Annotated in this window: 16 protein-coding genes and 1 pseudogene; 10 read left to right on the top strand and 7 right to left on the bottom strand. The window is 71.0% G+C overall.

Annotation, left to right across the window (positions count from 1 at the left end; translation table 11 throughout):
• Window positions 1–549 (bottom strand): hypothetical protein (locus ABTZ59_RS09925; RefSeq protein WP_351393478.1); only part of this gene is annotated, 549 nt, incomplete at its 3' end.
• 411 nt (window positions 550–960) lie between these two features.
• Between ABTZ59_RS09925 and ABTZ59_RS09920 the strand changes: the two genes are divergently transcribed.
• On the top strand, window positions 961–1,626 hold the full coding sequence (locus tag ABTZ59_RS09920; RefSeq protein WP_351393475.1) for a hypothetical protein: 666 nt from the start codon (window positions 961–963) through the stop codon (window positions 1,624–1,626).
• Between the two features lie 228 nt (window positions 1,627–1,854).
• On the opposite strand, the gene ABTZ59_RS09915 is transcribed toward ABTZ59_RS09920, so the two are convergent.
• From ABTZ59_RS09915 to ABTZ59_RS37345, 3 genes and pseudogenes are all read right to left on the bottom strand, one after another.
• Window positions 1,855–2,520: an SDR family NAD(P)-dependent oxidoreductase gene (locus ABTZ59_RS09915; protein WP_351393469.1), complete on the bottom strand. Its 666-nt coding sequence runs from the start codon at window positions 2,518–2,520 to the stop codon at window positions 1,855–1,857.
• A 114-nt stretch (window positions 2,521–2,634) separates the two neighbouring features.
• Complete coding sequence (locus tag ABTZ59_RS09910) at window positions 2,635–2,988, bottom strand: zinc-binding dehydrogenase (protein WP_351393466.1); 354 nt, start codon at window positions 2,986–2,988, stop codon at window positions 2,635–2,637.
• A gap of 346 nt (window positions 2,989–3,334) precedes the next feature.
• A pseudogene (locus ABTZ59_RS37345) lies at window positions 3,335–3,475 on the bottom strand (alcohol dehydrogenase catalytic domain-containing protein); the annotation flags it as partial.
• Between the two features lie 226 nt (window positions 3,476–3,701).
• On the opposite strand from ABTZ59_RS37345, the gene ABTZ59_RS09900 reads away from it, so the two are divergent.
• The 3 genes from ABTZ59_RS09900 to ABTZ59_RS09885 all read left to right on the top strand — a co-directional run bounded on the left by ABTZ59_RS09900 (window position 3,702) and on the right by ABTZ59_RS09885 (window position 7,750).
• Window positions 3,702–4,718, top strand: coding sequence for a LysR family transcriptional regulator (locus ABTZ59_RS09900; RefSeq protein WP_351393463.1), 1,017 nt, complete (start codon window positions 3,702–3,704; stop codon window positions 4,716–4,718).
• Window positions 4,719–5,612: 894 nt separating this feature from the next.
• Window positions 5,613–6,236, top strand: a complete 624-nt coding sequence (locus ABTZ59_RS09890; RefSeq protein WP_351393460.1) for a hypothetical protein — start codon at window positions 5,613–5,615, stop codon at window positions 6,234–6,236.
• A gap of 287 nt (window positions 6,237–6,523) precedes the next feature.
• Complete coding sequence (locus ABTZ59_RS09885; RefSeq protein WP_351393457.1) at window positions 6,524–7,750, top strand: helix-turn-helix domain-containing protein; 1,227 nt, start codon at window positions 6,524–6,526, stop codon at window positions 7,748–7,750.
• On the opposite strand, the gene ABTZ59_RS09880 is transcribed toward ABTZ59_RS09885, so the two are convergent.
• Window positions 7,672–8,724 (bottom strand): helix-turn-helix domain-containing protein, encoded by a 1,053-nt coding sequence (locus ABTZ59_RS09880; RefSeq protein ID WP_503002511.1) that lies wholly within the window; start codon window positions 8,722–8,724, stop codon window positions 7,672–7,674. The genes ABTZ59_RS09885 and ABTZ59_RS09880 overlap by 79 nt on opposite strands.
• Before the next feature lie 253 nt (window positions 8,725–8,977).
• Here ABTZ59_RS09880 and ABTZ59_RS09875 point away from each other — a divergent pair, with 253 nt between their 5' ends.
• A complete protein-coding gene (locus ABTZ59_RS09875; protein ID WP_351393451.1) occupies window positions 8,978–9,550 on the top strand; it encodes a dihydrofolate reductase family protein in 573 nt (190 codons plus the stop codon).
• Between the two features lie 57 nt (window positions 9,551–9,607).
• Here the strand turns inward: ABTZ59_RS09875 and ABTZ59_RS09870 are convergent, their stop codons facing one another.
• Both ABTZ59_RS09870 and ABTZ59_RS09865 read right to left on the bottom strand, forming a co-directional pair.
• The gene (locus ABTZ59_RS09870; protein ID WP_351393541.1) at window positions 9,608–11,626 is read right to left on the bottom strand and encodes a protein kinase domain-containing protein; all 2,019 of its coding nucleotides are present in this window, start codon (window positions 11,624–11,626) and stop codon (window positions 9,608–9,610) included.
• A 151-nt stretch (window positions 11,627–11,777) separates the two neighbouring features.
• Window positions 11,778–12,443 (bottom strand): HD domain-containing protein, encoded by a 666-nt coding sequence (locus tag ABTZ59_RS09865; RefSeq protein ID WP_351393448.1) that lies wholly within the window; start codon window positions 12,441–12,443, stop codon window positions 11,778–11,780.
• 193 nt (window positions 12,444–12,636) lie between these two features.
• Between ABTZ59_RS09865 and ABTZ59_RS09860 the strand changes: the two genes are divergently transcribed.
• The 5 genes from ABTZ59_RS09860 to ABTZ59_RS09840 all read left to right on the top strand — a co-directional run bounded on the left by ABTZ59_RS09860 (window position 12,637) and on the right by ABTZ59_RS09840 (window position 19,310).
• On the top strand, window positions 12,637–13,614 hold the full coding sequence (locus tag ABTZ59_RS09860) for a GlxA family transcriptional regulator (RefSeq protein WP_351393445.1): 978 nt from the start codon (window positions 12,637–12,639) through the stop codon (window positions 13,612–13,614).
• A 211-nt stretch (window positions 13,615–13,825) separates the two neighbouring features.
• Window positions 13,826–15,187 carry an aspartate aminotransferase family protein gene (locus ABTZ59_RS09855; RefSeq protein ID WP_351393442.1) on the top strand — a complete coding sequence of 454 codons (1,362 nt, stop codon included), beginning with the start codon at window positions 13,826–13,828 and terminating at the stop codon, window positions 15,185–15,187.
• A 107-nt stretch (window positions 15,188–15,294) separates the two neighbouring features.
• Window positions 15,295–15,978, top strand: coding sequence for a GntR family transcriptional regulator (locus tag ABTZ59_RS09850; protein ID WP_351393439.1), 684 nt, complete (start codon window positions 15,295–15,297; stop codon window positions 15,976–15,978).
• Window positions 15,975–18,578: a dolichyl-phosphate beta-glucosyltransferase gene (locus tag ABTZ59_RS09845; RefSeq protein WP_351393436.1), complete on the top strand. Its 2,604-nt coding sequence runs from the start codon at window positions 15,975–15,977 to the stop codon at window positions 18,576–18,578. The genes ABTZ59_RS09850 and ABTZ59_RS09845 overlap by 4 nt, the downstream gene beginning before the upstream one ends.
• 81 nt (window positions 18,579–18,659) lie before the next feature.
• Complete coding sequence (locus tag ABTZ59_RS09840) at window positions 18,660–19,310, top strand: putative DNA-mimic protein (protein WP_351393433.1); 651 nt, start codon at window positions 18,660–18,662, stop codon at window positions 19,308–19,310.
• Window positions 19,311–19,342 lie beyond the last annotated feature (32 nt).

Genomic DNA, 19,342 nt, shown 5'->3' with positions numbered 1-19,342 from the left:
AGCGCCGGCCAGGGCGTAGAGCGTGTCGCCGGGGCGCAGGGTGACCTTCTCGACGGCCGTGTTGCCGGACGCGGCCGGGATGGCCGGCTTCTCCGGCGTCACCGTCACGGGCTCGGGTATGAACGGCCCGTACGTTGTCCCCGGTGTGGGAGCGGGCGCCGGCTGGACCTTCAGGGACGACGACTCGGAGGGGCCGTGCACTGCCAGCAGCACCCCGCACACCAGTGAGAGCACGAACATCACCACCAGCGAGGCCACCGACCACAGCTTGTCGGCATGGCTGTTCCGAGTCCGCGGCTTGCGGTGCGACACCGGCCCCTTGGCCAGAATCTCCGCCTCCACCTGCGCCAGGACCTCTGCCTCCGCCTGTGCCCGAGCCTGAGCCTGAACCTCCGCCTGTGCCTGTGCCTGTGCCTCTGCCTTCGCCGGAACCGGTACCTGTACCCGAGCCTTCGCCCGAACCGGCGCCTGTGCCCGTGCCTTCGCCGTCCGCGGCCGCTCGTGCTGCGCAGCCTGCCGCGCGGGCCTGAGCAGCGTCTGCTGCGCCATCACAACCTCCCTCTCGGGCCGCGCCTTCCGCGGCTCCGTGATGAGGCTGTATCGCCCTTGTGGTGTCCCGCCAGATCCTCACGCGTCCCGGACAGTCCCGGTCCGTCCGAGCGTGCGAACCCTGCCGGAACAGACCGCCCGGACATCGCCCATACGGCCCCTGACCAGCAGGGACGAACCTGGACTGTCCCAGCCGCCGCATTCCATTGCCGCACCCGATTCCTGCGGCGACGCTTCTGTCACCGCCCCGCACCGATGGGCGACGCCCTTGGTCGACGGCGTCGCGACACCACTGCCGGGCCGGCCCAGCCACCGTGTCGACGACCGCAGGCGGGCCAGACAGCAGCCGAGGCGCTTCGAGCGAAGCAGCCCGGTCTCATCCCACTCAGCCCTTACACAAGGAGCATCAGCATGCGCAGCACACGAGCCCGCTCACTCGCGGTGGCCACGGTCGCCGCAGGTCTGCTGGCCGGGGGTATCACTGCCGGGACCACCGACGTGTTCACCGGTGACAAGCCCGCCGACGCGATCGCCAACGCGGCCGCGGAAGCGTCACAGCAGCAAGCCGGGACCGCGAAGAAGCCGCCGTGCATCGGCGAGAAGAAGATCGCGAACAAGAAGTTCGTCAAGACTGTCTACGAGTGGCCGGACGACCCCGCCCACGTGCAGAGCATGCCCGGACCGGCGAAGACCACGTGGGAGTACAAGGTCGACCTCACCGGCAAGGTCAGCGCCACTTTCGGCATGAGCTACGAAGTGATCAACGCCGGTCTCGGGTTCGAGATCAACAAAACCAAGAGCGTCAGCAAGAAGGTCGAACTCAACCTGGAGGACAAGACTCACTACCTGGTCCGCGCGGGAAAGGTCTACAAGCAGTACCAGTTCGACGTCTATGAGCAGCAGGCCGACTTCGCCTGGGTGACCTCGACGGCTGCCCGCTGCAAGCCCTACACCTGGGTGAAGATAGGCAGCGGTACCGCCCTCAGGCCGTGGACGGACACGTACAGGGTCCAGAAGGTCACCAAGCCAAAGGCCCCCTCGGGACCCGCCCAGCAGTCGTCGGTGCTTACCCGCTAAGCACCACTGCCTGGGGCAACAGCGCCGCCACCCCGAAGATCCGCGTCATGTCGACCTCACCCGCCGCCCTCATGGCCAAGGTCAGCTTCGCGCACTGACCAGCCCCGTAACCGCGCCCCGGTCGGAACGCCCCGGTCGGACCTGTCAGGCCAACAGGTCCGGCCGGGGCGTCTGCGTGGCGGCCGCCCGGCCGGGGCGTCCGCATGGCGGCCGGGGGGCGGAGGGTGATCAGGCGTAGTGGAGTTCCGCCTGCCAGTGTTCTCGTGGCTGGTGGTGGAGGCCGAGGTAGGCCGCGGCCAGGCGCTCGGGTGCGAAGCGGGGGTCTTCGCCGCCGATGACGCCGGCCACGGTCACTGTCGTCACATGGACGTCGGAGTCCAGTTGGCGCTGCTGCTTGTGCAGGGCTTGGACGTACGCCCGGAGTGCCGCCTTCCCAACCGACAGCGTGGTGCGCTCCGGTGATGGGTCGAGGGCGAAGCCTCCGCCGGTGAACAGCAGCGTGCCCCGTCGGTCGGCGAGCAGGGGGAGGACTGTGCGGGCCGCGACCATCGCGCCCGTGACATTGACCGAGAGGGCGTGGGTGAACTGCGCCGCGTCCGGCCCTGTGGGGGTGTCGGGGGCCAGCAGCGCCGCGTTGTACACCAGCACTTCGGGTGCTCCCAGGTCGTCCGCTGCCTGGACCAGGGCGGCTCGCAGGGCCTCCGGGTCGGAGACGTCGGCCTGGAAGCCGCCCGCTGTGCGGCCTTCGGCGGTCAGCGTGGAGGCGTATCTCTCCAGTCGTGCGAGGTCCCGGCCGAGCAGTGCGACGGGGTGGCCGTCCTCGGCGAAGGTACGGGCCAGGGCCAGGCCGAGGCCGGGGCCCACGCCGACGATGATCGCGGATCCTTTGCTCATGCTGCGTCTCCAGGGTGTGTGGTGTGGTGGTGGCGGCCGGGACGGGCGCCGCGGGCACCCGCGGGGACGTGGTCCGGGGTGTCAGGGGGGCAGGGGGTTAGGGGGCAGGGGGTGTCAGGGACGGATCCGTACCACCGTCTTGCCGCGTGCGCCGCCCGCCGTGAGCCGGGACAGCGCCTCAGGGACCTCGTCCAGGCCGATGGTTCGCTGAATGGGGACGGTGAGCCGGCCGGCGGCGGCCTCGGCGGTGATACGGGCGAGCAGGTCCGGCTTGTCACGCAGCTGGAAGTTGGTCACGGCGATCCGCTCGGAGGCGAGCAGATCGGGCGGCGCGATCAGGGCCGCGGAGACGGCCGCGCCGCCGCCCCGGACGAGTCCCGCGTACGCACGGAAGCGGTCCGGGTCGCGGGTGAGGTCGAGGACGGCGTCGATTCCGCCGGGGTGCGACGCGCGGACCCGCTCCGCCACATCGGGCCGCGCGGTGTGGTCCAGCGTCCTGGTGACACCGAGGCTCCCCAGCCACGCGTCCGAGTCCGGCCGGAAGGTCCGCGAGGACCTCCGCGCCCGTCGCGGCGGCCAGTTGGACGGCGAGCACCCCCACCCCGCCGGTGGCACCCACGACGAGAACCGTTTGGCCCGCGCGGAGGGAGACGGCGTCGAGGATGCCGAGCGCGGTCATACCCGCGGTGGGCAGTGCCGCCGCGAGTTCGGCACTCACGCCGTCGGGGACGCGCTGGAGCGCGCCGCCGTCCGGGTGCTCCGCCACCAGCGCGTATTCGGCGAACGTGCCGTTGCCGAGCGGGGCGCCGAGGAACTGCCCGTGCACGGTGTCCCCGGGGCTGAGCCCCCGTACCGCCTCTCCGGTCGCGGCGACGCGGCCCGCGCCGTCGACGCCCAGGACGATGGGGTGGACATGCGGGACGGTGCCCTCGAAGAAGCCCGCGGCGACACCCATGTCGACGGGGTTCAGGGACGCCGCGGCAAGGTGGACCAGGATCTGGCCGGGTCCGGGGCGCGGAACGGGGAGTTCCATCAGCTCGGGGGTGTCTCCGGCCCGGCGCACCGCGACAGCTCGCATGGCTCCACTCCTGGGTTCTCGACCGGTCGTCTTCCTCTCCAGTCAATCCCGGCCGGCCTCGCACCCGAAGGACCGGTCCGGTAGGCATTGATACCTTTGAGATATGAATGACCTGGAGACCCGGGAGCTCAGGTACTTCGTCGCGGTCGCGGAGGAACTGCATTTCGCACACGCCGCCGAGCGGCTCGGCATGGCGCAGCCACCGCTGTCCCGCGCGATCCGGCAGCTGGAGCGCCGGCTCGGTGTGCCACTGCTGCGGCGCACGACCCGTCAGGTCGCCCTCACGCCCGCCGGGCAGGCCCTGCTGCGCGACGCCCGTACCGCGCTCGACGCCGTCAGCGCCGCCGGGCGCAGGGCCCAGCGTGCCGGTGCGGTCACACCACGGCTGCGGCTCGCGCTCAAGCCCGACCTGGACGGCGGGCTGCTGCCCCGCGTCCTTGACCTCTACGCCGAGGACCCGGCGGCCCTGCCGGTCGAACTGCTCCTCGGGCGGTACGGCGAGCAGGCGCAGATGGTGCGCGACGGCCGTGCGGACGTCGCCCTGCTCCTCAGCCCCTTCGACGACCGCGGACTCGACGCGGAGCCCCTGATCAGCGAGCCGTTTCTGCTCGCCGTCGCGGCCGACGACCCCTTGGCCGCGCGGTCCGGTCTCCGGTTGGCCGATCTGGCCCACCGCGGCCTTCCGGGCGGTTCGCCGGCGGACCAGGGGGTGGACTACGACGCCCACAGCCTGACCGCGTTCCAGGAGGACCGCTTCGGCCCCCACACCAGCGGTGATCCGGGTCCGACGGCGGGCGGCGGCTCGGACCTCCCGGAGATCCTCCGGCTGGTCGAGCTGAGCGGGATGGTCTGCTTCCTCCCCGCCTCCGTCGCCCGCCGCTACCCGCGCCCCGAGATCGCCTACCTCCCCGTCCACGACGTGGAGCCCGCCACGATCGCCGTGTCCTGGCCCCGCGACTCACACTCACCGTCCGTCGCCGCCTTCGTCCGCACGGCCATCCTCGCGGCAACTCGCTCCGGCCCGGAACACCTTGGCGGCGACGAGCTCCACGCGGCAGCGCGCCGTGGCGTCCGGCTCGGCGGGCACGCGCAGTATGTGCCCGGCGGAGATCAGCGTTGACTGTCCCAGGCCGTTGAGCCGCTGTAGGCCCTTCGTGGTGGTGCCGTAGGTGCGGGCCAGTTCCCACAGCGTGTCGCCGGACCGCACCGTGTACGTCCTGACGGCCGGGAGTCCGGCGTCCGGCTTGGTGGGCTTCTCCGGTGTCGCGGGCGTCGACGGCTCCGTCCGCGTGGAGCCGGGTACGCCCGGCTGCCGCGGCTGGGACGGAGCCGTCGGCCGGTCGGCCGACGGTTCCCCCGGCCCCTGCATGCTCAGCAGCACTCCTCCCAACAGGGAGAGCACGAAGGCGAGCACCAGCCCGGCGTCGGCCAGCAGCCGCCCGCTGGTGTGGGAGCGAATCCGCCCCCTACCGGAAGCACCTGTTCGGGAGGCCCTGTGCCTGCCGCGAGCCGGCGACGCCTGACGTCGATCACGGTTCCTGAGCTTCCGTGCCGTCCGCCGCGGCTCCCGGGGCCTGGCGTGCTGTGCCATCTCAACCTCCTTCGAACGGCCGGGATCCCACGGCCTGCAAGGAGGCTGTCCGCCTCGTCGGCGTCCCGCCAGATCTTCGGGCGGCCGGGACGGTCCAGGACGCTCCACACCCCTCGGCGCCCTGCCGAACAGACGGCGTCCCACCCCTGGACATGGCCTGTGACCAGCACGGACGATCTCGGACTGTCCGGGCCGCCGCACCCTGTTGCCCGGTCGGCGGCATCCGGGCGACGCTTTTCCCCATCGCCCCGCACCGCCGGCCGGCGCCCCGTCGAAGGCGCTGTCGGACGTGCGCCGGGCCCCGCTCCGCCGCTCACCGGTGTCGACGACCGCAGGCAGTGCGAAAGCCGCCGAGGACGCCCCGCGCAAGGGCCGCCCGGCTGCCCGGAACTCACTCATCTCAGCAACGCAGGAGGAAAGAGCATGCGCATGACCCGTACCCCGCGGACCGGTACCTCGCGGCCCCGCACCCGGCGGACCCGCGCCCTGGTGGTCGCGGCCCTCGCCGGCACTCTGCTCGCCGGCGGCGGAACCCTCGCCGTTACCGGCGGTGTCCTCTCCACCGACGCCAACACCTCGGGGAAGCCGGCCGACACCATCGCCAACGCGGGAGCGGGGATTCCGGCGCCCCGGCAGAGCACGCAACCGGACTGCTCGACCGACACCGCCGACTATGAGGTCCGCAATCACGTGACGAACTTCAAGTCCGCCGATCTCAAGCTGCGGATCACCCGGTGTGTCGACTCGGACGGGAAGCTGACGTCCGGCACCACCATGCGGATCTACGGCACCACGACGACCGCCGGTGACTTCTTCTGGGGGGCGTCGGTCACCCCGGAGCCCACTCCCGCCATCCTCAAGTCCACAGATCGTCAGTACATCCTGCAACAGGATGTCGAGCACAAGACCTGCCTGGGGACCAAGCTCAGCCCGCTGTGCGACCACAACAACATCACGTTCACCGTCAAGGTCAACAGCACCGGACAGAAGTGGTCGGCGCAGTCCAAGGACCAGAGCCCCGACGACGACATCGTGGCCGTCGCGTAGCACCCGCGGGTCACATGGCCCGGCAGAAGCCGGGTCGCCCGGGGGGGATATCACCCTCGGGCGACCCGACTTCCGAGCATCGTGACGTACCGGGCAGTGGTCTCCGGCGGGCTACCCCCCAGCTTCGCGGGTCCTGACCTGGACCGCAGCCGATCCCGCCGCACCGGTCGGGGTAACCGCCCGATCCGCCCGCTAGGTTGGTGCTCGCATCAGCATTCGGGGGCTGCCGTGAAGAGGATGTCTGATCTTCGGCAGGAGAGATGGGGGGAAACGGCGTGGACGGGGGAATGCCGCGGCCGCATGAGGTCAAGGACTCCGCGGAGTTCGTGGCGGTCATGCGCCAGTTACGGCAGTGGGCGGATCTGAGTTATCGGGAGTTGGAGCGCCGCGCGGGGGCGGTGGGGGACGTGCTGCCGCGTGCCACCCTCGCCGGCGTGCTGAGCAGGAAGGAACTCCCGCGGGAGGACTTGCTGTCCGCTTTCGTCCGGGCCTGCGGCGCCGATGAGGCCGAGGTAGAAGCCTGGGTGAAGGTCCGCAAGCGGCTGGCTGTCGAGACCGAGCGGCAAGCCTGTGACGTCGTGTCTCCGGCGGACTCACCGCCCGCCGCGCGGGAGCCGGGGCAGGACCCGCACAGCGGATCGGTGGAGGAGGCCCCGGGGGATGCCGACGACACGGCAAGCGACGCGGCAGGCGCCGAGGCACGCGAGGGGGCAAGCGCGGGGGCAAGCGACGGTGCCGAAGCCGAGGCAAGCGCCGGGGCAGGCGCCGCGGCAAGCGACGACGACGCGGCAGGCGACACAGACACCGCCGAAGCGGCAGGCGACGTCCCCAAGGCCGTTACCGGTGTTACCGGTGTTACCGGTGTTACCGGTGCGCATGCCCAGGAAGTCGCGACCGCGCCCCCATCGGCAGCCGAGCCGGCGTCCGACGCCGACTCCGGTTTCCTCGCCGACGACGTGGTACGGAAAGACTCCGCCACCGCGCCGAGGAGAGCGAACTCCGCTCCAGCGAGGTCGAAGGCGGGCCTGCGCAAGGCGGCTCTGCGCCGTGCTCGGCGGGGAGGCATCGCCGTCACGGCCGCTGCCGCGATCGTGCTCCTGGCGGCCGCCGCCACCGGCATCCTCCGCCCGAGCCATGACAGCGCGGAGCCGCAGGACACCCGGACGAGCCGACCGGCGGTCACGGTCTCCCCGGACGCCCCGGAGAAGACGGTCAGCCATTCCCCGGCGGACGAGATATCGAGCGACAGTGTCTCCCAGCCCATCAAGGACGAACCCGTACCCGACCGGACGCCGGACGCCGTGCAACCGGCCCCGGCCAAGAAGACGACGCGCTCAGCACAACCGCAGACGACACCGAGCTCCCGGACACCGCAGCCGCCCCCGTACGAACCACCGCCCTCGTACGAACCACCGCCGCCGACGAACACGCCTCCTCAGGGTGACACCGGCGGTGGCGGTGGCGATCCCTTCCCGGAGGAGACCTGCTGGGACGCCACCAACGACTGCGTCTGAGCGAACTCGCCGGCCGCCTGCCGGTAGTCCCTCGGCGGAATGCCGTAGGCGGAGCGGAAGGCGCGGGTGAAGGCGGCGTGCTGGCTGAACCCCCAGCGCCGGCCTATGTGATGGACCGGGACGCTTCGCTGGGCGGGGTCGGCGAGATCGCGGCGGGCGGCCTCCAGCCGCTGGTGCCGGATCCAGGCGGCGAGCGTGGTGGTCTCGTCGTCGAGGCGGAAGAGGCGGTGGAGGTATCCGATGGAGATGTGGTGGGCGGCGGCGATGGTGGCGGGAGTCAGTTCCGGGTCGTGGAGCCGCCCCCGGATGAACGACCGGATGCGCAGGAGCAATGTCCGTTGGTGTGCTTCGGGCGGGAGCATGGTCTCGGCGTCGAGATGATGGGCCAGTACGGCCGAGAAGAGGTCGGTCAGGACCGTTTCCAGCCGGGGCGTGTCCGCGGGCCGGTACGAGTCGGTGTGCCGGCTGAGGCTGGTGAGGTAGTTCGCCAGCAGGGCACCGATGCCCTCGGCTCCCGGCAGCGGCCGGTCGACCAGTCGGCCGACCGTGTCCAGGGGGAAGGGCACAAGGGCTTTGGGGAACTCGACACCGATCAGTCCGACCTCTCCCCGGTCGCCGACCACATCCAGCGAATAGGGCCGTGACGTGTCGGTCATATGCATCTCGTAGGGGCCGAACTCCCGCCCGGTCAGGGCGCACCGCTTGGCGCCCCGCAGCATCAGCGTGAGGTGGTACTGCTCAGGGTCGCTCTGCCGGATCTGCCGGGGCGTGCGCCACATACGCGACGGCTGGACGGTCGCGGGCCACACAAGGAGTTGGCCGAGCTGGACGAGACGCATCTCCGCGGAGAAGTCATTGGCATGGGCGCTGGCGAAATACGCCGGTGCGTGCACTTTGATCATTTTCTCGCGAAAAGCGTCGAACCGGTGCCGTGAAGGCACTTCGTCGGTCCGGAACACCGTCTCGATCATCAGGCCCCCGGCTCCGATACGGCAACGACGGGATCGGACTCTACGGGCGCGGGGAAATCCGGTTCAAGCGCGGGGGCTGTGCGGGCGCCTCGCCCGCCCCGCTCTCCGGCTCGCCGACAACTTTCCCTTCCTTGACAATTATTTTGGTCGGTCGCATCCTGAAGCGGTGCTCACCGCGCGCAGCTCACCGCGCGCAGCACACAGCACACAGCACACTTCCAAGCCAAGACTTCGAGAGCCGGAGGAAGAAACTCCCATGCGTCCTGTGATCAGCACGGCCTTCGTCTCGCTCGACGGCGTCGTGGAGGCGCCGGGCGGCGAACCCGGCTATCGGAACTCCGGATGGACCTTCAAGGACATCGAGTTCGTCCCCGAGGCGTACGAGATCAAGGGACGCGAGCAGGAGGAGTCCACCGCGATCCTGCTCGGCCGGACCAGCTACGAGGCGTTCAGCCCCGTGTGGCCGGACATGGCGGATTTCGCCCGCTACAAGACGTTGCCGAAGTACGTCGTCTCCACCACGCTCACCGAGGACAAGCTGGTCTCCAACTGGGGCGAGACGACCATCCTGCGCTCCCTCGACGAGGTCGCCGCCCTCAAGGAGACCGACGGCGGCCCGATCATCGTCCACGGCAGCGCCTCGCTGAATCGCGCCCTCTCCGACGCCGGCCTGATCGACCGCTACCACCTGCTCGTCTTCCCGCTGCTGCTCGGCGCCGGCAAGCGCCTGTTCAGCACCACGGACAAGGACGCCCAGAAGCTGAGGTTGATCGAGCACGAGGTCTACAGCAACGGCCTCCAGAAGCAGGTCTTCGACGTCGTCCGCTGACAACGTCATCCGACGGCCGCGCCGGGGCTTTCGGCGCAGAGGACGTGAACTCCCGGCTCAGTTCCCCTTGGTGTACGTCAGCGACTCGCCGCTTGTCGTCACCCTGCGCAGGCTGCCGTCCGACTGGAGCGTCAGTTCCGTCGGGGTGCCGGGGGTGCAGGAGGACATGGGTTCGCCGGTGGTGACCTTGGAGGGGCCGATCCGCAGCGACCCGTCCGGGGACGGCGCCGAGGCCAAGGCGGCCTCGAAGACGCAGTGGTACGTGCCGTTGCCCGGCGGACCGTCCACCGTCAGGGAGAGGACCGTATCGCCCACCTCGCCCTGCTGGATGACGAGTCGGCGGGCGCTGTAGCCCGCGTCGGTGGTCACCCCGCCGGTCCAGGTGCCCAGATACTGCGTGGGCACCTCGCCCTTCTTCTCCTCCTCGGAGGGGGAGGCGGACGGTTTCGACGAGGGTTCGGCCGGAGCGTCGGCCGGGGGCGTCGGGTCGGCCGTATCGCTCACCCGCGTGGTCTTGTCGTCCTTCGTGCCATCGCCGTCCATGAAGGCGTACACCGAACCGCCCGCGCCGATCGCCACGATCACCGCCACGGCGATCAGCGCGATCGTGGCACGCTTGCTGCGCGGTGCGGGCTGTGGCTCCGGGGGCGCGGTGTAGGTCGGCGCCATGCCGTACGGAGGGGTGGGGCCGAAGGGCGAGGGCCCCTGCGCGGGATGCTGTTGATTCTGTGTGTTCTGCGGGTGCTGCTGATGCTGCTGGTGGTGGGTGTAGTACTGCGGGGGAGGGGGCGGCAGCGGTCCGAATCCCGGCTGAGGCTGCGGATAGCCGTACGCCTGTGGAGCCGGAGCCGGAGCCGGAGCCGCAGCCGGGGTCTGCGCCTGGCTTTGTGCTTGGGGCTGTGCCTGGGGCTGTGCCTGAGCGGGAACCTGTGCCTGAGCAGCCGGGGTCGGCATCACCTGAGTGGGCTTCGGAGCCGGAGCCGGCGGGGTCGGCGCGAGCCGCAGCGTCTGCTCCGCCGGCACCTCCACGTTCGGTCCAGGTCTCGGCCCCGGGGCCGGCGCCGCGTCCGGCAACGTCCCCGGTCCCGGCCGCCGTTGCCGGCCCGTCGGATCCTCGTACTCCAGCAACTCCACCGCGTGCCGCCCCAACTGGGCGAGCAGCCCGCCGGGCAGCCACGGTTCCCCGCCCGGTCCCGCCCCCGAGTCCGGCGCCTCGCCCACCCGGGCCAGTACGTCGCGTGTCGTGGGGCGCGCGGACGGGTCCTTCTCCAGGCAGCCCCGTACCAGCTCGACCAGGCCCTCGGGCAGTCCGGTCAGGTCCGGTTCCTCCTGGGCGATACGGAACATCAGCGCGTGCGCGCCCGTGTCCGCCGTACCGAACGGAAAACGGCCCGTTGCGGCGTACGTCAGAACCGAGCCCAGGCAGAACACGTCGCACGCCGCCGTCACCCGGTCGCCGCGTATCTGCTCCGGTGCCATGAACCCGGGCGAACCGATCAGCGAGCCGGTCCGGGTGAGGCCCTCGTCGGCGACCGGATCCAGCGCGCGGGCGATGCCGAAGTCGATGACGCGCGGCCCGTCGATCGTCACCAGCACGTTGGACGGTTTGAGATCGCGATGGATGAGGCCCGCCGCGTGGATGTCCTGGAGTGCGTGGGCGAGACCCGACGCGAGGATACGGACGGAACGTTCCGGCAGCGGCCCCTGGCCACCGCCGGCCGCGTCACCCGACCCGCCGGAGCCACCCGGCACGGCAGGCCCGCCCGATATGACCGTGAGGAGGGAAGGACCCGCCACATATCCCGTCGCCAGCCACGGCACCGCCGCTTCCGTATCGGCGTCCAGCACCGGCGCCGTCCATCTGCCGCCGACCCGTCGCGCCGCCGCGACCTCCTGCCGGAAGCGGCTGCGGAACTGTTCCTGCTCGGCCAACTCCTCGTGGACGAGCTTGACGGCGACCGTGCGGCCCCGGTCGGAGCGCGCCAGATAGACCTGGCCCATCCCGCCCGCGCCGAGGCGCGCCAGCAGCCGGTAGGCGCCTATGCGTTGCGGATCGTCAGCTGCGAGTTTCTCCATGGCCGGCCGGCCCTTCCTCGTCGTCACGCCTCGGATCATCTCGCATGACAGGGCCGAACTCATCGTCTGTCCCGAACGAAACCTCTATGGACCGGTGTTCGCCGGAGGGACGGACTCCGTTCCGCCCGCTCCGGCCGGACCGTACGTCCGCTCACTCGGGCCAGGCTGAGTTCTCGATCACATCCACGAAGTCCGTCCGTACGAACCCGGGCGAGAACCGTGCCAGCACATCCGCCTTCACATTGCCGAAGGTCGTCTCCGGCCGGTGTTCGATCCCCTCCGTGAACGCCTGGAGGATCCGGCGCTTGAAGTCCGGCCGCGGATGGGCCGCCACGACCTCCTCCCGCACCTTGTCCGGTACGGAGTCCAGCCCCATCCCCAGCACATCGAACTCGACGCCCGCCGTGACCAGCGCGACCTCGGGTTCCATGTGGGACGGGATGCCCGGCGTCGTGTGCAGGGCGATCGCGGTCCAGACGATCCGCGCGCTGTCCTGCGCGAGCCCGTGGCTCAGCAGGAAGTCGCGGGCGGCGTCGGCGCCGTCGAGTTCGAAGCGCTGCGTCGAGGCGCGGTAGCTCTCGGTCAGGCCGAGATCATGGAACATCGCGCCGATGTAGAGCAGCTCGGGGTCGTAGCCGAGCCCGCGCCGGCGGCCCTGGAGCGAGCCGAAGAGGAAGACCCGGCGGGAGTGGTCGTACAGCAGGGGGGTGGTGGTGTCCCGCACCAGCTCGGTGGCTTCCCTGGCGAGGGCGCTGTCGGGGATCTCGATGTCGGCGATGCGTTCCGCTGAGGTCGAGGCTGAGGGTGTGGCTGACATGGCGGTTCCTTTCGCGAAGGGGGTTTCCCGCGGCTGTGCCGCTGGTTCCGCTTTCACTTCCGTCTGCGCTTTCGCTTTCCGCTTCCGCTTCCGCTTCCGTTTTCCACTCTCCGCCGGGTCGCCCCGCCCCCGCCATGTCTATCCGGACGCACATCCCACACATGTGGCCATGGATCCGGTCTACCGTTGCCGTATGAGTCCTGAGGAGCGCCGAGAGATCACCGTGTTCGTGTACGACGGCGTTCGGCTGATGGATGTCGCCGCGCCGCTGGAGGTGTTCGGCACGGCGGCCGGGCTGGGCGGCGCGTACAGCACGTCGGTCTGCTCGACGGACGGCGCCCCGGTGATCACCTCCACCGGCACCCGCCTGCACGCCGACATGGCGGTGGCCGAGGTCGGCCGTACGCACACGCTCGTCGTCCCCGGCTCCGACGATCTGCCGCATCACCCACCGCCGACCGGGCTCTTGGACGCGGTGGGCGAGCTGGCCGGTGGGGGGAGGTCCCGCCGTATCGCCTCCGTCTGCACCGGCGCCTTCGCGCTGGCCGCCGCCGGGCTGCTGGACGGCCGACGGGCCACCACCCACTGGCGGCACGCGGCGGCCCTCGCCCGGCGCTATCCCGCGATCACCGTGGACCCGGACGCGATCTTCGTACGGGACGGCCTGACGTACACCTCGGCCGGGGTTACCGCCGGGATCGATCTCGCGCTCGCGCTGGTCGAGGCGGACGAGGGCGCCCGGCTGGCCCGTGAGGTGGCCCGTGATCTGGTGGTCTTCCTCCAGCGGCCGGGCGGGCAGTCGCAGTTCTCCGTGGCCGCCCGCACGCCGAGCCCGCGCCACGACGGGCTGCGCGGACTGCTGCGGGAGGTGACGGCGGATCCGGCGGCCGACCACTCGCTGCCCGCGCTGGCCCGGCGCGGCGGGCTGAGCCCGCGCCATCTGACGCGGCTCTTCAACGAGCAGGTGGGCAGCACACCGGCGGCCTACGTCGAGTCCGTACGGCTGGAGGCGGCGAAGGCGCTGCTGGAGGCGGGGGAGACGGTGACGGGCGCGGCGCGGCGCAGCGGCCTCGGCAGCGACGAGTCACTGCGGCGGGTCTTCCTGCGGCAGCTGGGCGTGACGCCGTCGTCGTACCGGTCGCGCTTCCGGTCGACCGCACCCGTGCGGTGAGAGTCGACCGCCCCCGTGCGGTGAGAGAAGACGTACGGATTCCCCGGCAGGGCATCCGATTCCCCTGGCAGGGCGTCCGATTCCCCCGGCAGAGCGTCCGATTCCCCTGGCAGGGCGTCCGACCTACCCCCGACAGGATGCCGACCGAAGCGGCGCAGACCATACAAGGTGGCGATACCGGCGCTCTCCCGCACGCCCCTACCCTGGCCGCATGACCACCCCTCATACCGCCGACCCGCGGTCCGGTGCCGCGGTGAAGGCCGCCGACCGAGCACACGTGTTCCACTCCTGGTCAGCCCAGGGCCTGATCGACCCGCTCGCGGTCGCCGGTGCCGAGGGTTCCTCCTTCTGGGACTACGACGGCAACCGCTATCTCGACTTCACCAGCGGCCTCGTCTACACCAACATCGGCTATCAGCACCCCACCGTCGTCGCTGCCATCCAGGAGCAGGCCGGCCGGCTCGCCACCTTCGCGCCCGCCTTCGCCATCGATGTGCGCTCCGAGGCCGCACGCCTCATCGCCGAGCGCACCCCGGGCGATCTCGACAAGATCTTCTTCACCAACGGGGGCGCCGAGGCCGTCGAGAACGCCGTCCGGATGGCCCGGCTGCACACCGGCCGTCCGAAGGTGCTCTCCGCGTACCGCTCGTACCACGGCGGTACGTCCACCGCGATCAACCTGACCGGCGACCCGCGCCGCTGGGCGTCCGACAGCGGTACGTCCGGCGTGGTCCGGTTCTGGGCGCCGTTCCTCTACCGCTCGCCGTTCTACGCCTCGACGGAGGCCGAGGAGTGCGCCCGCGCGCTGGAGCACCTCGAAGCGACGATCGCCTTCGAGGGGCCCGCGACCATCGCCGCGATCATCCTGGAGACGATCCCGGGCACGGCCGGCGTCATGACGCCGCCGCCCGGCTATCTGACGGGTGTCCGCGAGATCTGCGACCGGCACGGCATCGTCTTCGTACTGGACGAGGTGATGGCGGGCTTCGGCCGTACGGGCAAGTGGTTCGCCGCCGAGCACTTCGACGTCGTGCCGGACCTGCTGACCTTCGCCAAGGGCGTCAACTCGGGGTACGTCCCGCTGGGCGGCGTCGCCATCTCCGCCGCGATCGCGGAGACCTTCGCGAACCGTCCGTACCCCGGTGGGCTGACGTACTCCGGCCATCCGCTGGCCTGCGCCGCCGCCGTCGCCACGATCGGGGTGATGGCGGACGAGAAGATCGTCGAGCACGCCGCGCACATCGGCGAGACGGTCCTCGGCCCGGGGCTGCGCGATCTGGCGGCCCGGCATCCTTCGGTCGGCGAGGTCCGCGGTACGGGGGTCTTCTGGGCGCTCGACCTGGTCAAGGACCGGGAGACGCGCGAGCCGCTGGTGCCGTACAACGCGTCGGGCGAGGCGAACGCGCCCATGGCCGCCTTCGCCGCGGCCTGCAAGAAGAACGGCCTGTGGCCCTTCGTGAACATGAACCGTACGCACGCGGTGCCGGCCTGCAACATCACCGAGGCCGAGGCGAAGGAGGGGCTGGCGGTCCTGGACACCGCGCTGTCGGTCGCGGACGAACACACGGCGTAGCGGCCGGACCACGCCCGTGAAGGGGGTGGGCGGGTCCGGCCTGCCCGCCCCGAACCCCCGCGTCACCTGGCTTAAGGTGTCCCAAGCCGGACGAGGGGACGGAAAACATGCCCGCCAGCGGAGCTGTGACCCGCAGTACCTTGCGGCAGCAGATCGCGGACGCGTTGCGTGACGAGGTGCTCGCGGGGCGTTTACTGCCGGGCCAGGAATTCACCGTCAAACAGATCGCCGAGCAGTACGGGGTCTCCGCGACCCCGGTCAGGGAGGCGCTGGTCGATCTCTCCGCGCAGGATCTGCTCGACTCCGACCAGCACCGCGGTTTCCGCGTCCACCAGTTCTCCGTCGACGACTTCCGGCGGATGGTCGACGCGCGCTCGCTGATCGTGGACGCCGTCTTCCGCAAGCTGGAGGGTGAGCATCTGGCGGCCAGGGCGCACGGCGCGGTGCTGGTGTCCGTACGGCGCCGGGCGGAGGAGGCCGCGCGTGCGGCCAGGAGCGGGGATCTGACCATTCTCATCGGCTACGACCTGCGGTTCTGGCGCGAGTTGTGCGCGCTGGTGGCCAACCCCTATGTCGCGGACTTCCTGCACCGGCTGCGTGTCCAGGCGTGGGTGTTCTCGGTGCCGTTCCTGCGTGCGGACCCGGAGGTGCGCAAGCGGCTGTGGGGCGGGCACGAGCAGCTGGTCGACGCGCTGACCCTCGGTGACGCCCCGGCGGTGCGCGCCGTGATCGGTGAGTACGACACCCACTCGCTCAGGTGGGCGGACAGGCTGGAGAGTCCACAGCGGTGACCGATGACACAACGGAAGCGACGAGTGCGGAAGCGGTCGATCTGTCCGTCGTCATACCCGCGTACAACGAGGAGGGGCGGCTGCGCCCCACCCTGGACGCCATCCGCGCCCATCTGCGCGCGGCCCCGGACCGCTGGGGTACCTGGGAACTGATCGTCGTGGACGACGGCTCGACGGACGGCACGGCCGCGGTCGCCGTCGAGGCCGCGGCCGACGAGCCGCGCCTTCGTGTGCTGACGGGCGGCGGCAACCACGGCAAGGGCCATGCCCTGCGGCAGGGCGTACTGGCCTCGAACGGCCGGCGCGTGCTGCTGACCGACGCGGACCTCGCGACCCCGATCGATGAGCTGGACCGGCTCGACAAGCAGCTCACGGTCGACGGCGGCGGCGCGGCCATCGGCTCGCGCGCACATCCCGACGCGTGGATCGAGGTGCGTCAGCTGGCGCTGCGCGAGTGGCTCGGCCGGCTCGGCAACCGGCTGATACGGCTGGTCGCGGTCGACGGCATAGCCGACACCCAGTGCGGCTTCAAACTCTTCGACGGCGCGCGGGCGCGGGCCGCCTTCGCCGACTCCCGGCTGGACGGCTGGGGGATAGACGTCGAGATCCTGCGGTTCTTCCGGCGGTCGGGGTGGCCGGTGACGGAGGTGCCGGTGCGCTGGGCGCATCAGCCGGGCTCCAAGGTGAGGCCGCTGGACTACGGCAGGGTGCTGGTGGAGCTGGTTCGGCTCAGGACGGCGCCACGCGGCCCCGACCGGGCGGATACCGCGCCCGCAGACGCCAGCGACCGGGCGGATACCGACCCCGCACGTGTCACCGACCGGGATCGTGGCCGTCGTCGCCGTACGGACCTGATCGTCGGCGCGCTCTTCCTCCTCGGCTCCTTCTTCCTCTACAAGGGGCTGTGGGCCGACCTCGACCGCGCCTACCTCGCCGACGCGGGCTCCGACCAGAACCAGTGGGAGTGGTTCTTCCGGGTCACCGCCGACAACGTCACCAACCTGCGCAATCCGCTGTTCACCACCCTCCAGAACTTCCCCGACGGCGTGAACCTGATGGCGAACACCGTCATGCTCGGGCTCTCCGTCCCGCTCACCCCGATCACGCTCGCCTTCGGGCCGACCGTCACCTGGGCACTCGTTCTCACCCTCGGTCTCGCGGCCACGGCGCTCGCCTGGTACTGGCTGTTCGCGCGCCGGCTCGTCAGCGGGCGCCGGGCGGCGGCGCTCGGCGCGGCACTCGCCGCCTTCGCGCCGCCGATGGTGTCGCACGCCAACGCGCACCCCAACTTCGTCGTCCTGTTCATGATTCCGCTGATCATCGACCGGGCGCTGCGGCTCTGCGAGGGCCGGCGCGTGGTCAGGGACGGGGTACTGCTCGGGCTCTTCGCGACGTATCAGATCTTCCTCGGCGAGGAGGCGCTGCTGCTCGCCGTGATGGGCACGCTGCTCTTCGCGCTCGCCTACGCGGCGGCGGACCGCGAACGGGCACGGGCGGCGGTTCGTCCGCTGCTGCGCGGGCTCGGGTGGGCGCTGCTGGTGTGTCTGCCGCTGCTCGCGGTCCCGCTGTATTGGCAGTTCTTCGGTCCGCAGAGCTACCACAGCGTGCTGCACGGGGACAACGCGGGCAACAGTCCGCTCTCCTTCCTTCAGTACTCCGGGCGCGCGCTGTTCGGTGACGAGGCGACGGCCGACAGGCTGGCGATGAACCGTACCGAGCAGAACGCCTTCTACGGCTGGCCACTGATCGCCGTGGCGTTCGGGATCGGACTGTGGCTGTGGCGGGCCGCGGTGGTCAGGGCGCTGGCGGTCACGGCGGTCGCGGCGGCGCTGCTGTCGCTCGGGCCGAAGATACGTATCCCCTTCACGGATGTGGTGCTGACGGGCCCCTGGCGGATCCTCGCCCATCAGCCGCTCTTCGAGTCGGTCATCGAGTCGCGGGTGGCGATGATCTGCGCGCCCGCCCTGGGCGCGCTGCTGGCGCTGGCCGCCGACCGGCTCGCGGACCGGTGGCCGGAGGAGCGGAGTCCCGGGCTCGGCGGTGCGGCCCTGGAGGAGCGGCGCAGGCTACGGCTCGTGGCGTACGCGGCGCTGGCCGCGGCCGTGCTGCCGATCGTCCCGACGCCGCTGCCGGTACGGGACCGCCCGGAGGTCCCTGATTTCATCGCGGACGGCACGTACCGCGAGTACGTCGGCGAGGGCGAGACGGTGGTGCCCGTACCGGTGCCCGACCCCGGCAACGCGGAGGCGCTGCACTGGCAGTCGGCGAGCGGTCTCGGCTTCTCCGTGCCTGGCGGCTACTTCAACGGGCCGTGGGGCGAGGAGCGCAGGGGCATCTACGGTGCGCCGGCCCGCTACACCTCGAATCTGCTGCGCGATGTCCGCTACAGCGGCCAGGTCCCGGTCATCGACGCCAAATGGCGCGCGCAGGCCCGCTTCGACCTCGCCTTCTGGAAGGCGGGGGTGGTGGTGCTGGCACCGCAGCCCAACGACGCGGCGCTGTACGAGACACTGGAGAAGCTGCTCGGCGGGCCAGGAAAGAGGGTGGACGGGGCATGGATCTGGGATCTGCCGACCCCCGGCGACCGGGCCCTTCGCTGAACGTGCCCGCCGCATTACGCTGTCCCGACCATCGCGACCATCGCGAGCACGCGTACGAACCCGTTGGAGAGCGAGCCTCCCTTGGCCTGTGACCTGTGGTTGGTCCCCCTCGTCGATGTGCTGTGCCACAGCCCCGACAACCCCTTCGCCGAAGAGATCGCCGTCTACGACAAGGCGCTCGGTGATGCCGGGCTGCCGTCCGTTCCCGTCTTCGCCTATATGCCGGGCCTCTCGGGGGATGTCGCCCCGGTCGCCGGCTTCGACTACGACGCGCTGCACTTCCTGCGGCGCGCGTATCTGCTCCAGCTCTGCGGCCTCGCGGTGACGCCGGTCGGTGAACTGGGCGGTGACTACGAACAGTTGCTGGAAATGTTCGAGTCGACGGCCCAGCAGTCGCATCTGGTCTGGCACTACGACCACGCGGGCGCGTATGTCCCGGTGGACTACGACGCGCCGCTCTCGAACGAGGAGCTACTCGCGGGCGGCGGCCCGCTGGGCTCCACACAGGGGCTGCTGCGGGAACTGGAGATCGTCGGCCCGGCGATCGGTATCGACCCGGCGAACCCGCCGGCCGCCCCCGCCCCGCCGGTCCGCCCCACGTCCTTGGAGGAGCCGGCGACCTCGATCCCTTACGACGACGGCCCGTTCGCCCGGGAGCGCCATGTGTGGCTCGGTCTGCACGCGGCGGCCACCAGGAGCCTGGGTCAGGGTTCGATGATCATCTTCAGCTGACGAGCGCACTTCGGTCGAAGAACGGAAGAGAT

The organism is Streptomyces sp. NPDC094034 (genome assembly GCF_040303865.1).
Lineage (GTDB): Bacteria > Actinomycetota > Actinomycetes > Streptomycetales > Streptomycetaceae > Streptomyces.
Note: the sequence above shows the minus strand (reverse complement) of the source record. Positions and strands in the feature narration are given on the sequence as shown.